Annotated in this window: 13 protein-coding genes; 5 read left to right on the top strand and 8 right to left on the bottom strand. The window is 37.4% G+C overall.

The features are described from left to right. Positions 1-45: 45 nt before the first annotated feature. Positions 46-600, top strand: coding sequence for a hypothetical protein (locus tag HNR27_RS09105; RefSeq protein WP_212921528.1), 555 nt, complete (start codon positions 46-48; stop codon positions 598-600). 16 nt (positions 601-616) lie between these two features. After that, positions 617-883 (top strand): hypothetical protein, encoded by a 267-nt coding sequence (locus HNR27_RS09100; protein ID WP_429339552.1) that lies wholly within the window; start codon positions 617-619, stop codon positions 881-883. A gap of 44 nt (positions 884-927) precedes the next feature. Here the strand turns inward: HNR27_RS09100 and HNR27_RS09095 are convergent, their stop codons facing one another. Next, the gene (locus tag HNR27_RS09095; protein WP_429339551.1) at positions 928-2391 is read right to left on the bottom strand and encodes a hypothetical protein; all 1464 of its coding nucleotides are present in this window, start codon (positions 2389-2391) and stop codon (positions 928-930) included. Between the two features lie 209 nt (positions 2392-2600). Between HNR27_RS09095 and HNR27_RS09090 the strand changes: the two genes are divergently transcribed. Next, on the top strand, positions 2601-3293 hold the full coding sequence (locus tag HNR27_RS09090) for a BMQ_0737 family morphogenetic spore coat protein (protein WP_429339550.1): 693 nt from the start codon (positions 2601-2603) through the stop codon (positions 3291-3293). A gap of 116 nt (positions 3294-3409) precedes the next feature. On the opposite strand, the gene HNR27_RS09085 is transcribed toward HNR27_RS09090, so the two are convergent. The 5 genes from HNR27_RS09085 to HNR27_RS09065 all read right to left on the bottom strand — a co-directional run bounded on the left by HNR27_RS09085 (position 3410) and on the right by HNR27_RS09065 (position 9727). Then, positions 3410-4510: a glycosyltransferase gene (locus tag HNR27_RS09085; RefSeq protein ID WP_429339642.1), complete on the bottom strand. Its 1101-nt coding sequence runs from the start codon at positions 4508-4510 to the stop codon at positions 3410-3412. 195 nt (positions 4511-4705) lie between these two features. Then, positions 4706-6496, bottom strand: a complete 1791-nt coding sequence (locus tag HNR27_RS09080) for an NTTRR-F1 domain (RefSeq protein ID WP_429339549.1) — start codon at positions 6494-6496, stop codon at positions 4706-4708. 344 nt (positions 6497-6840) lie between these two features. Continuing rightward, a complete protein-coding gene (locus HNR27_RS09075; protein ID WP_429339641.1) occupies positions 6841-7539 on the bottom strand; it encodes an N-acetyltransferase in 699 nt (232 codons plus the stop codon). After that, on the bottom strand, positions 7536-8624 hold the full coding sequence (locus tag HNR27_RS09070) for a Gfo/Idh/MocA family protein (protein WP_429339548.1): 1089 nt from the start codon (positions 8622-8624) through the stop codon (positions 7536-7538). The genes HNR27_RS09075 and HNR27_RS09070 overlap by 4 nt, the downstream gene beginning before the upstream one ends. Continuing rightward, a complete protein-coding gene (locus tag HNR27_RS09065; protein WP_429339547.1) occupies positions 8621-9727 on the bottom strand; it encodes a DegT/DnrJ/EryC1/StrS family aminotransferase in 1107 nt (368 codons plus the stop codon). The genes HNR27_RS09070 and HNR27_RS09065 overlap by 4 nt, the downstream gene beginning before the upstream one ends. 199 nt (positions 9728-9926) lie before the next feature. Here HNR27_RS09065 and HNR27_RS09060 point away from each other — a divergent pair, with 199 nt between their 5' ends. Together HNR27_RS09060 and HNR27_RS09055 are read left to right on the top strand one after the other, a co-directional pair. After that, entirely contained in the window at positions 9927-11246 is a 1320-nt protein-coding gene (locus HNR27_RS09060) for a nucleotide sugar dehydrogenase (protein ID WP_429339546.1), read from the top strand. 770 nt (positions 11247-12016) lie between these two features. Next, entirely contained in the window at positions 12017-13372 is a 1356-nt protein-coding gene (locus HNR27_RS09055) for an arsenic transporter (RefSeq protein WP_429339545.1), read from the top strand. A 281-nt stretch (positions 13373-13653) separates the two neighbouring features. Here HNR27_RS09055 and HNR27_RS09050 read toward each other — a convergent pair whose 3' ends face one another. Continuing rightward, the gene (locus tag HNR27_RS09050; protein ID WP_429339544.1) at positions 13654-13836 is read right to left on the bottom strand and encodes a hypothetical protein; all 183 of its coding nucleotides are present in this window, start codon (positions 13834-13836) and stop codon (positions 13654-13656) included. Between the two features lie 137 nt (positions 13837-13973). After that, on the bottom strand, positions 13974-14472 hold a 499-nt coding region (locus HNR27_RS09045; protein ID WP_429339543.1), incomplete at its 5' end, for a hypothetical protein.

Here is a 14472-nt window from a genome sequence, read left to right as displayed (position 1 = left end):
CATAAGTATAAAGAAGCTAAATGAAGGAAAGGAGTTGAAGAACCATTGAGTCTTAAGGAAATTCAAGAAAAAATATCATTACTAAATAAGCAAACAGAAACATATATCACAGCGATTAATCAATTTTTTATGGGGCAAAACAAAATACCACAAGATAGCTCATTACTTGGATACTTTACATATACAGTTAATACATCAAATGATGACTTAGGTGAAAATATAATAATCGGTGACTTTCAAATTAAAAACCTTTCCAATCGTACAGTGGAAGAATTATATTTATGTATAAAAGTTGATGCGACGGATGCTTATAAATTTTCTGGTAAGTTTTATGTTAGTAATTTTAATAATAATAATTCACCGGCTAGTTATTGGCGTCAGTTCCAGACAAATGAGGAAGTGAGTGACAATGAACATTGGTTTCAGCTAATAGAAGAAAAGCAACTTCTCCCCATGGAAACGATCTCTTTTTCTAATCTTCAAATTAAGTGGCGAAATGATGGCTTTTATTCATGCACCGTTCAAGGGTTCATATTTACGAACATGGAAAATGAAGGGATAAGTGCATTAAATATGATTAATGTAAGTACAAAAAGTTAAAAAGGACGTGAAGGCAATGGTAAATCACGAATACCTATGGCAACTATTACAAGAAGTACTCTATAAGGAATTGGTTCATGCGAAGGAAAATAATCAAGACTATAGTGAATTGGAATTCCTCATCCTTACTATGCTTGTCGACTATAAAGTAAATGCTATATCAAATAAAAGCTCTGATAATGATAGAAGCCCAAATCAAAGCTTTGAAATTATCAATAGGGAGCTTGACAAGGCAATTGCCTATCATCGTGAAAAGTTCGAAGGGATTATGCAATTATTATAAACAAAATCTGTTACAAAGGGGCTACTCATCCTTGAATAGCTCCCTTAATTTTTTCGAAATAACCGAGTGATTTTCTGCCATAGTGATCGCTTCTGTGATGTCTTTTGGTTTTCGTGGTTTTCTTCCTCTGTCATAGAATGTACCGAAATAGTTTCGCCATCTCTTTTATCCTTATTTTCACCTTTTAGTTCAATAACCTTTTGCTCCTTGTGTATGGTTCTTTCCTCACTCTTTTTAGTTGTATCTTCTGTAGCAAGCACAGAATTAATAGTTTCTTGATTGTTTACAACATTAGATGTTTCAACCTGGTTAGTTTCATAATTTTTTTCAACATTAGATATTTTATCCTGACTAGCTTCAGCATTGCTATTTCCCTTTAATTCAAATTTTTTATTACCAATAATAGTATCCATTTTAGAATCTTGAATCATTTTCCCATTGATATCCATATCCTTATGTTCTAAGGAGCCTTGATAGGTGGCATTTTTATTTCTAGTATTTCTAATATAAACAGGTTTCCTCCCTTCTTTAGCCTGTGGTATCTGCTGATTTTTAAAGAGATTTATATCTTTCTTTGCACCAACTTCAATAATTTGTGATACATTCGTAGCTCCCTGTAAATCCCTAAATGTAAACTCTTTGGAGCGTGTAGGATTGCTTGTTTTATGCGAGTTTCCTCGCAATAATGGATTATGCGGACGCTGTTGTCTTGGAAATGGTGTTTCTTTTGGCTTTCTTTCTTCTAGTAGCTTCTTTATTTCAGTTATTTGGTTTTGTATCGTTATTAAAGTTGGGGGAACATGTTGGGATTCCGGTTGATGTATTGAAAATGTACGATGACCTGTTTTTTCACTAGATTTCCCTATACTGGTACTTGATTGATTTTTCTTTTCATTATTAGTTTCCGCTCGTCTACCACTTTCATTTCCAATTTGCACATTACTATTGGTATCTTTATCACTTTTTATAATGCTCGATGTGTTTACCTCAAGGTTGTTCTCTTCTCTCTCCATTTTTTCATGAGACTCCTTTCTATTAGGAAAAACAATTTCACTCTTTACCCCTTGTTTCTTTTCTACAGTTAAATCCCCTTCTTCAAGTTTGTATACTTTAGCATCAATCAGATTTAATAATGATTCCTGTACTATTACGGCTACTTTTTCTAAGTCCTTCTCCGTTAAGGAAAAATAACTCTTCTCATTTTGACTGCTCCTTGAATGGTTAAAATGAATTTCGTTCCGAAGCTTCACAACTTCCTGTTGTAATCTCCTACGTTCTTCCAATACTTTATAGTAATCAAACAGGTTATCTTTCTGTTTTTTTTCCATTTGTGCTATTTTTTGTTTACTGTCCGCTAATTTTGCCCGTAGCTCCTTCACTTCTAATTTCAATCGTGAATAATCTAGGCTTAAATCATTTTCTTGATAGTTTCGTATTATTCTTCTATATTTCTGAAGTTGAACCAGTAATTTTTCAACATCCTCTCCCGGGAACAGGTTCGACATCATCCCCACCTCAAAGCACACTAGTTTAATATATTTTATGAACATGACTGAAAGATGTGACATATTTCTAATCTACTTAGCCTATGAATCTTAAATAGGTAAAGGTACATTTTGGTTAAAAACACTAGAAAATAGTCTTTTGTACAGTGCAAAACACTGATGTAACACATAACTTGTTACTGATAAATAATTTATTGAAAGGGAGAGAGATAATGCAGGAACAACCATTACAGGGAGCTCAAGAGCTTCTATGCATAAATGCAGAAAAAGTATATGACTGGGTTATCCTACAAGAGGACTTAAATCAAACAGTCCTAGCTGCTGCAATAGGCGCACTGCCTTTAGATCCATGTGGTCCGGCAGTAAGTAATTTAACTGCCACTTGCTATCTAGTAGATCCAGCAACTGGTAATCCACTTCCTCCAAATGCAGAAATTCCAGTTGTTGAAGTAGGAGAAAGAGAAAATAGACAATATGTTGTTAATGGGGCACTAGTAACTCTACAGCGAGTATCATTTGTAAAAACATTAAACGTAGTAATCGAATTTAGTGGGCTTAATGGTACAACTCCATTTGTTATTACTTCTGACGAAATTGTTGTTGATATTCCAGAATCTGTATATCTATGTGCACCTGAAGGAACTCGACTTGTAGTTCGACTGGCTGATGTAGATTGTAGTGTTACTGTAAACTGTGTCGCAGGAGTTCTAGAAAGTGTTGATCTATTCTTAAATGTTTGCCAAAGCGTCCAATCCGTTGCAGATGTGACTATTGAACTACATGCAGATTTCTGCCAGCCACGTGATGTTTTAGTCGAACAATGTCCTACACCATCAATACCTCCTCAATGCCCAGTTGTATTTCCAGGAATTATAGGCGGACATAAACACAATGATCATGAATAATTAAGACTAACCATTGCGTTATAGTTTCTCTTTTTGAAGCTATAACGCTTTTTTAATAAAAAGCTACTAAACCAGAGGATTGGTTTAATAGCCTTTTAAGGATTTTATTTTATATTTTATTGTTTTACCCCGTGGGCTACATCTAAATTTACCTTAGGTTCAATAATTCTCTTATTAAATAGGATTCTTTCATCATTTGGACGGAACTCCCTTGCCTTTTCATTATGATAATAAGCCTTTTCGAAATCCTGAAGATTATAATAGCAAACACATAATTGTAAATGAGGATACCAAGTAGCATAGGCAGGATAAGAAAAACTCCATTTGTTAAAATCAATTTCTATTTCTGTAGCTAATTTATACCAAAAGATCGCAGATTGATAGTCTTGCTCTCGCTGGAAGTAATATCCAATCCGGCTACATACCTCTGGACGAGGAGTTTTCGCAAACTTTAAGGACTCTAATAAGGAATGCAGCTCCTTCTCCTTCTCCCCAATCATCCGATAGCAATCGGCCTTATTTACACATGCATATACCTTATCCTCTACCCACCCTTCTTTTAACTGTATATTCTTCTCATAGTTCTCTATAGCCTCTTGATAGAAACCATTTTCTCGCAATTCATTACCATAATAAAAATAATCTCTTGCGGAAAATACATCTCCTCTTTCTAGTTTTTTTTGATAAATGGACAAATTTCTCCCCACAGAATGACGGATTTTTTTATGTGTAACGGCAATATCCGAGTTAATAATATTCCCATATACTTCGAGGTATTGATGACAATCGCCCTTCCACTTGAAGTTTCTACTACGTTTTACTAATCGATTCCTTCGATATTGTAACGTAACATTTCCATACTCATCCATTCCGGCATTGTAATACATGGAAACGGAATCCACCGATATTTCCAACGTTTCTTTAAGCTCTTTTAACTTTTTCCGATCTTCTTCTAATAAAACATCATCAGCATCTAAATATAAGATATAATCCTTTGTTGCATATTTAAATGATTCATTTCTTGCTGCGGCAAAGTCACCTATCCACTCAAAATGAAAAACTCGATTTGTATACCTATTAGCAATTTCAACTGTATTGTCAGTTGAACCAGTATCCACTATATTAATCTCATCAACTATATCCTTTACGGAATCAAGACATCTTGCAAGCACTTCTTCCTCATTCTTTACAATCATACAAAGACTTATTGATATCATCATTTGTACTCCTTTCATATAGCTATAAGGGGGTAGCGTTTCCTATTACCAATGTATTTAAAAAGATGAATCTTGCTTGTATCAAAACCTACATTACACAAAATGAGATGAAGTTTAATAGGAGATTCTATAATCTTGATCCTCATGATATAGAAAAATAGACCTAAACGCATAGAGCGCTCAGGTCTATTTTTATTATAGGTTATTATCTAACCTTACAATTGATAAAGTAGCACCTGCTCCAGTTTGAAGTACAGCTCCACCTAAAAATCCGAAAAGTTCTAATGATACGGTACTACCGGCAGTTAGTGGAACAATTACTTCACCGCTAAGCTGGGTTAGGGATAGGACTGGGTTTACTGTAGAGGCTAAATTTGGAGTTCCATTGATAACTAGTCGAGAACCTATTATTAATCCAACAGCTAAATTAACATTATAGGTAATATAATATCTACCGTCTTCAGGAACTGTAAATACAGTACTATCTCCGTTTACAGTAAATCCATCCAAATTCTGTGCATCTGGTAGAGGTACTGCTGTTCCGCCTAAAGCTACTGTAATTGTAGCACCAGAAGTGTTCGCAGCAAATGCTGATGTTTCCGTTACTGAGGCTCCGGTTGGGCCTGGCGCTCCAGTCGGACCCGCTGCTCCAGTTGGACCTGGCGCTCCAGTCGGGCCTGGTGCTCCAGTTACTCCAGTTGGGCCGGGCGCTCCGGTTGGGCCGGGCGCTCCGGTTGGACCCGCTGCTCCAGTTGGACCTGCTGCTCCAGTTGGACCTGGTGCTCCCGTTGCTCCCGTTGCTCCGGTTGGACCTGCTGCTCCGGTTGGACCCGCTGCTCCAGTTGGGCCGGGCGCTCCGGTTGGACCCGCTGCTCCAGTTGGGCCGGGCGCTCCGGTTGGACCTGCTGCTCCAGTTGGGCCTGGTGCTCCCGTTGCTCCCGTTGCTCCAGCTGCTCCAGTTGGACCTGGCGCTCCGGTTGCTCCCGTTGCTCCCGTTGCTCCAGTTGGACCTGCTGCTCCGGTTGGGCCGGGCGCTCCGGTCGCTCCAGTTGGACCAGTTGCTCCGGTTGGGCCGGGCGCTCCGGTTGGGCCTGGTGCTCCGGTTGCTCCCGTTGCTCCGGTTGGACCTGCTGCTCCGGTTGGACCCGCTGCTCCGGTTGGGCCGGGCGCTCCGGTTGCTCCGGTTGCTCCCGTTGCTCCGGTTGCTCCAGCTGCTCCAGTTGGACCTGCTGCTCCAGTTGGACCAGTTGCTCCAGCTGCTCCAGTTGGACCTGCTGCTCCGGTTGGGCCTGGTGCTCCGGTTGCTCCCGTTGCTCCAGTCGGTCCTGGTGCTCCAGTTGGGCCTGGTGCTCCAGTTGGGCCTGGTGCTCCAGTTGCTCCGGTTGCTCCGGTTGGACCCGCTGCTCCGGTTGGACCCGCTGCTCCAGTTGGACCCGCTGCTCCAGTTGGACCTGGTGCTCCAGTTGGACCTGGTGCTCCAGTTGGGCCTGGTGCTCCGGTTGCACCTGAATCACCAGCTTCAAGTAATGCTACATCATCAACATATACAAATGGTGCAGTTAAAGCACTTATAGGTTTAGTAATAACCACTTGTGCTTGTGTTGTGCCAGCAGGAGCAATATTAGTTGTCTGATATACTTCTAACCATGTATCGTCAGTTACTACAGGAATACTACCGAATTCAATATCTACATCTAATCCAATACCTATCACACTATTTGTAGCATTTAGAAAAAGTACTTGCAGATTTATTATCGGGCTAGGCTGGAGATTACTTTTGGCTAATGAAACTAGTAGTTGATAACCTTCACCAGCTTCAGCTGGAACAATTTGTGATAACTGGGCAGATACCGAACTATTGGCAAGTCTTGCAGAATAATTACCAGAATGGGCATATAAGTTGGTAATGTCTGCATTTACTACCTGCCAACCAGAAAAATCACCAGTTTCGAAGCTATCATTTACAATTAAATTGTTGATAGACAAGCCTATTTCCTCCTTTACAATTTATTGTTTCCACTAGAATCTTCTAGTATTGAAACTCAAAATTATAGTATGCCAGTTTTGACTGCTTGTTCAGGCAGTTACCCCCTCTCATCTCTAAATGTGCGAATTTATAGATAGTATCAGTCCATTCTGATTAAAGTTTGATTAAAATAGAACCGAAACCTCATCATTTTTACTATTGTTAGTTTTGAATAATTAATTTTGCTTTGAAGTTAGTAGGTTTTACTTTTTACCGCAATAGTATAAAGGATAAGAAGTCCTTACTCTCTTATCTACCAAAAAACCGCTCAAGGGATTAGCCTAGAACGGTTTCATTCAGTTATTCAGTTTGTAGTTAATCGTTTTGCCGGATTACCAACAACTACCTGATTATCAGGTACATTCTTCGTAACTACGGCTCCTGCACCAACTACTGCCTGTTTACCAATTATGATTCCCGGAAGAAGTGTTGCGTTATTTCCTACCTTTGCACCTTGCTTAATAATAGGACCTTGATGCCGGTAATTACCTTCTCCCATATATTTATCATTCGATGTGGAACAGCACGGACCGATAAATACGTGATCCTCAATCAGCATATCAGCAGTAATATATGACCCAGTTTGAATAGTGACTTGTTTTCCAATCGTTGTATTCATCTCCACAATAACATTTCTTCCGATAATACTTTCCTCTCCAACAATTACTTTTTCTCTAATACTAGCTAGGTCACCAATGAATACGCCTTGATGAATAATTGTTCCTTTATAAAGCACCGTATTACATCCAATCACTACCTGATCTCCTATAGAAAGGGGTGATAGAGACTTTTCCACCGGTCTAGCCATGTTGCTGTTAGCAGCAGGGGCTTTACCAAGTATAGTCAAATCACCAATAATTACATTATTTCCTATTTCAGTACCTTGTTTAATAATAACAAAATCACCTATTGTTACATTATTTCCTATCCTTACATTCTCTTCAATTTTTACATATTTACCCATCTTTACATCACTGCCAAATGATGCTGTATCATGAATCATTTCTTCTCCCATTCCTTCACCCTTTCCATGTTCATCTCTTCTGTAGAAAAAGACTCTAATGGAAGATGAACCACTTTATTACACTTAGAAGCTTCATAAATTGCAAATACCGTCATTATAGAACGAAAAGCGTCCTTCTCGTCCATTAACAATATTGTTTCCTTTTGGTTTAAAACGTTAATAAAGTTTTGATACATATATTTATGCTCATTATGATCCTCCATTAATGATAAGATTTCATTGGTATGGGATGAATTTGGAAAATAGCACCGCTCCAACTTATTAAAGGATGGCCCCCCAATAGAAAATGTTCCATTTTCTCCAAAGAGAGATATATAGTAGCCTAGATTGTCCGGCTTTGTAATTGTATTCGCATCAATTATTCCTTTTGCTCGATTATGAAACGTTAAGACTCCAGCGGCAATATCCTCCGTATCCTTTATATCCATATTGTTGGAAATGTCACCATATACAGTAGTAGCATCCCCCATAAACCAAATCAATAAGTCTATTAAATGCATGCCTTGATTTAATAACATTCCACCATCGTGCTTCCATGTCCCCTTCCAATTGGAGTTGTTAAAATAGCTTTCGGAGCGGTGAATACGCATTGATGCAACACCAAGATGAATCCTCCCTAATGCATCTTTTTCTAACAACGCTTTAAGCTTTCTGAATACAGGACGGTAGCGTAGTTGATGGCAAACGAGGATACGCCTATTTTCTGCTTTGGCCAATTCGATAAGCCGTTCACCATCAGCTACGGAAAGGGCAAACGGCTTTTCTAAAATAACATGTTTATGGTGTACTAACGATTCACTTGCTATTTTGGCATGCAGGCCAGAGACTGTTGCAATAACTACAATATCTATATTTTTATCTTCTAATAGATCATAAAAATTATTGAACTTTTTTATTATCCGGTTTATTCCTGTTAATTGGTTGTATAGCAAAATTGCTTCATCCATTTTATTTCCATCAATATCACTTACAGCGATTAATTCGACCTCATCAAGTTGACTTATAGTTTCCAGATGTTTTTTGGCGATATATCCACATCCGATAAGCCCAATTGATAACGTCATAGCTGCTCACACACTTTGCTTATATGTTCAATAATCATGTCCTGTTCTTTCCTTGATAGAAAAGGATGCATTGGGATTGCAAACAGCTGGCTAGATGCCATTTCCGCTACAGGAAAGTCCCCCATTGAATAGCCTAAGCCTTTATATGCTTCCTGAGCATGTAGACATAGTGGATAATAAATGCCTGTTTGAATATCCGCCCGATTTAAAGCAGACATTATTTGTTGTCTCTTTTCTGATTTTAAACAAAATAAGTGAAACACATGGGAACGATTAGGCAATACAACTGGTAGTTCTACAGTTTTACATTTTTTTAAATGAGAAAAATAATAATCGGCAATGGAAACTCTTTGTTCATTCCATTGATCAATTTCCTTTAAACATACTAATAAGAATGCTGCATGTATTTCATCTAGTCTACTATTGTAGCCTAGTTGTTGATGATAGTATTTTTTACTACTACCGTGTGCACGTAATTTCCGAATTGACTCTGCCAAACGGTCGTCAAATGTTGTAATTAAACCACCATCCCCAATCGTTCCTAGATTTTTCGTTGGGAAAAAGGAAAAACATGCTGCATCACCAATACTTCCAACCTCTTGTTGCATAAAAGTTGCACCAAATGCTTGGCATGCATCCTCAATCACTAATAGATTATAATTCATCGCAATTTCTAGGATTTTATCCATATCTGCAGGCTGTCCAAAAAGATGTACAGGTAAAATTGCTTTTGTTCGGGGGGTAATTTTGTCGATTATCTTATTCGGATCAATATTAAACGAAATCGGATCAATATCAACAAAGACTGGCGTTGCGCCCACCCTTGAGATAGCTTCAGCTGTTGCGAAGAAAGAAAAAGTAGTTGTAATAACCTCATCACCACTTCCTATTCCATAAGCATCCAACGTCAGGACAAGTGCATCCGTTCCGTTTCCAACTGCTATTGCATGTTTCACACCGAGTCTTTTTGCGATTGCACTTTCCAATTCTGTAACCTTTGATCCTAAAATATATTGTCCACTATCTAATACTTCTAGCATCGCTTCCACTATATCGTCCTGAATAGTCGCATATTGCTTCTTTAAATCAACTAATGGAATCATATTTACTCTCCTTCTTACTAGAATGTGTCCTTATATAAGTATTGCAACTAAAAAACTAGGGAACGGCATATTGGATAATAACAGGAGAAATCAACTTCCATCCTAGTTTCAATGCCTTTTTTAACAACTGCTTGGAACAGTCAATAAATCGATTTCATATAAAATATTAGCTCTTAAATATTAGAGAGGATTATTTAATATGAAAACAAATACAGGAATAATAAATGAAAAAATAAACGGATTCCTAGATGATCTTATTATTGGGGTTGTGGGTTTAGGTTACGTAGGATTACCTGTTGCCCTGGGATTTTCACGAAAGTTTAAGGTTATTGGATATGATGTTAATAAAGAGAGAATACACTCTCTTCAACATCATATCGACAACACAAGAGAAGTTTCTAGCAAGCTATTAAAGGAATCCTCCATAACTTTTACAATGGATGAAAAACAGTTAAATTCTTGCCATGTCATTATCGTAACAGTTCCGACACCGTTAAATGCTAATAAGGAGCCTGACTTGTCTTATCTTATTGATGCATCTACAACAATTGGAAAAAATATGAAAAAGGGAACTATTATCGTCTATGAATCTACTGTATATCCCGGAGCTACAGAAGAAACCTGTATTCCAACACTCGAGAAGAGTTCAAGGCTTACATGCGGAGAGGATTTCTTTGTTGGATATTCCCCGGAGAGGATTAACCCCGGCGACAAAACCCATACCTTCTTCAATACGGAAAAGATAGTAGCTGCACAAAATAAGGAAACCCTTGATAAAATATATCATCTTTATCAAAAAGTAATCGATGCGGAAGTGCATAAGGTTAATTCTATTAAAGTAGCAGAAGCCGCCAAACTCGTAGAAAATACCCAAAGGGATATTAATATCGCTTTCATGAACGAATTATCGCTAATATTCAAGCAAATGGGGATAAGTACGTATGACGTTTTAGATGCTGCTAAGACGAAGTGGAACTTTATTCCTTTTTATCCAGGGCTAGTAGGGGGACATTGTATAGGAGTAGATCCATATTATTTCATTTATAAATCAAAGATAAAGGGATATCATCCGGAATTCCTTGAAACAGCACGTAAGGTAAATGAACACATTCCAACTATCATTGTTGATACGGTCTTAAGCTATATTGATGAACACCTAGATGGGGATAATCAGATTAATATTGGCATCCTCGGTCTTACATTTAAAGAAAATATTCCGGATATACGTAATTCTAAATCAGTTGAAATTGCTTTAACACTTGCAGATTATGGTCTAAATGTTTATGTTCACGATCCTTATGTAATGCCAACGGATTTTCCCCATCAATTAAAAGTTGTCGAATGGGAAGAGCTCAAAGATTTATCTATCGTTATCCTTGCGGTTCCTCATCAAGAATACCGAAATAGGAAGGAAATTGATTTTCAAAAACTTTTCATAGATAAAGGATTAATCATTGATATAAAAGGATTATTTTGGCAACATCATTTTCCACCGTTTATTAAAGTCATTAGTCTATAGAGTGCTAACCGTTTTATAAAGGGGTGATTATTCTTGAATGCTAAACCTTTAGTTAAATTAAGTTCACAGCCAAGGAAACTTGTCGCAAAAAGAGTTGCAGGCGGATGCGGTTGTGGAACGAAAAGGAAGGAAAGAGGCTTTAACATAACTAATCAAAAATAATGAAAGTGGTTCCGTTCATTTTTGGATGATTGGAACCACTTTTTGTTGGAACCTCTCCATTTTTAATTAAAGACGTAATTCCCTTTGTCATTTTTCAAATATTGATAGCGGGAAAAATAAATTAGTCCTCCTATTATTGGGGATAATAAAGGCTTTGAAGGAACGAACAGAATGGATATAAGAATACCTCAACCCTCGATAACTCCTCTACACAATTTACCCTAAATGCCAATCTCAGCTGATAACTTATCTGGTTTACTATCTTAACAGTACTACTCTCTCTATAAGTCACATTTATATCGTAATTATTCTAGTTTACTATCTTTCCAGGTCTTCTCTCTTTATAAGTCAAATCTATTATTGCAATCATTTTTGGTCTATTATCTTTCCAGTACTTTTCTCTCTATAAGTCAAATTCAAATAGTAACCGCTCTAGTTTCTTATCTTTCCAGTACATTTCTCTCTATGAGACGAACATACATTTATCTGAAACTAGATACTTATCTATTACCATCTACTTCGTGACGAATATATATATAAGCAAACGAACACGTAGGGACAATAGATCCTCACTCTCTAGTGTGTTCTATGAAAGGAGTGATATATATATGTTCGAAATAGTCTTTACCTCGTTCGTATTCCTTCTAACCATGACTATGATTTTCTGGAGGCCAGGAGGAATGAATGAAGCAATTCCGGCTACAGCTGGTGCAGTCATTATCTTACTAATAGGGATAGTATCTCAAAGAGATCTTCTAGATATTATCGATAAAATTGGTGGCGCCTCCGTAACAATTATTGCAACAGTGGTTATGGCAGTTATACTGGAAAGCTTCGGTTTTTTCCATTGGGCTGCAGCACGGCTTGTTAATATGGCAAGGGGATCAGGGTATCGACTCTATTGGTACATCCAACTACTCTGTTTCTCCATGACTCTATTATTTAATAATGACGGGAGTATACTGATTACAACACCAATATTAATCTTGCTTCTTAGAAACCTTCGTCTAAAATATCATGAGTATATCCCATATTTGTTAAGTGGATGCCTTATTGCAACAGCGTCTAGTGCCCCGATAGGAGTAAGTAATATCGTTAATCTAATTGCACTAAAAATAGTCGATATGACCCTTTACATGCATACTGCTATGATGTTTATACCGGCAACATTAGGTCTACTGTTTATGTCCCTGCTTATGTTTATTCTTTTAAGAAAAAAGTTACCAAGAAAAATAAAGGTCACTGCAAATGGGATAGAAGAAAGTTTCTTCGACAAACAATTTCATCCCCTTAAAGGAGTAACCATCTCGCTTGAAACAAAACGTAAACGGACGAGATTTATGCTAAAGATACTACTATTCGTCTTTCTTATCCGATGTCTATTGTTTGTAGCCTCCTTTTTATCCATTCCAATTAGTTTGATAGCAGTTCTAGGGTCAGTAATATTACTAATATGGAGATGGTATTATCTAAGAATAACGCCTATCGATATTGTAAAAAAAATCCCCTACCACATTTTCATTTTTGCCTTTTCAATGTACGTTATAATCTATGGACTTCATAATGTAGGTTTGACCAATATGCTAGTAAATCTATGTGAACCTATCGTAAATCAAGGATTATTTAATGCGAGTTTTATCATGGGAGGTTTGGTTTCCATCCTTTCCAACCTCTTTAATAACCACCCTGCACTAATGATTGGAACAATCACTTTAACAGAAATGGGACTGAATTCTATCACGTTAAAGACGATATACCTAGCGAATATTATCGGAAGCGACATTGGTTCACTACTATTACCAATAGGAACATTAGCATCCCTAATCTGGATGTCCATTCTTAAACAACACAAAATCAGAATTAAATGGAAGGACTATTTGAGTCTATCAATGATTGTAATCCCTTTAACTACTTTCGTAACGTTATTCCTTTTATATTACTGGGTACAAATGCTTTTCACATGAAGACAATGGTGAAAAAAATAAATGTTTAGAAGGATAGAATAAACTGAAGCTTTTTCAAAGGAGAATTTTAAATGATAAAAATAAAAAAAAGAGGCAAATGCCTTTGCCCCATAACATACCCTTCACTAGTCTAAAATAGACAGAAATAAATATCTTCGTAATATGAATATGATTAAATTCGAACTTGGACTGGGCATACCCACTTAGTTAAATATGTAGAACCACATCATTACTAAGAAGTATGTCCCACCTTCGTTCTAGAAAACCTTAAAATAAATCTATTAAAAGGTTAACCTTCCATATTCATTAATCTCGACATTCATTTCTGGGTACAAAAAGAGTTGCCAGCGAACTGTCACTGCGTTTCTCCAATCACTGAACATCGTATCAGGCTTTATGAATAAATAATTAAATCTTCTAATCCATCCTTTAAAATAAACGTAATTAATTAATAGCCAATTCATTAAATTACTTTTTGGGATGATTTCCTAAAATTTAGGGCTTTTTGCTCTAACATTTAATGAAATAGCCGTACCAGTTAAACTAACATCACATATGATATAACAAATTGTATGAAAAGAGGCGATTTCATGTCTGATAATCATTTTGATGCAAATAAAGTAGGCGAAGAAACTAAAAATTCGAGCGATACCAGCTCACATTCTTCATGTTCCACTACTGATACGACAAGCACGAGTTCTTCTGGCGGAAAAGGAAAAGGTGGATCAGGTAGTAGCAGCACCCATTCCTCTTCTTCAAGCACCAGTAACTCCAAGTCTTCTACCTCCACTACTGATACGACTAGCACAAGCTCTTCCGGTGGAAAAGGAAAAGGTGGATCAGGTAGTAGCAGCACCCATTCCTCTTCTTCAAGCACGAGTAATTCCAAGTCTTCTACCTCCACTACTGGTACGACTAGCACAAGCTCTTCCGGCGGAAAAGGAAAAGGAAAAGGTGGATCTGGTAGTAGCAGCACCCATTCCTCTTCTTCAAGCACGAGTAAGTCCAAGTCTTCTACCTCCACTACTGGTACGACTAGCACAAGCTCTTCCGGCGGAAAAGGAAAAGGAAAAGGTGGATCTGGTAGTAGCAGCACCCAT

The organism is Ornithinibacillus bavariensis, assembly GCF_050433565.1.
In the GTDB taxonomy this organism is placed as follows: Bacteria; Bacillota; Bacilli; order Bacillales; family Amphibacillaceae; genus Ornithinibacillus; species Ornithinibacillus bavariensis.
This window is presented reverse-complemented; position numbering and strand designations above follow the sequence as displayed.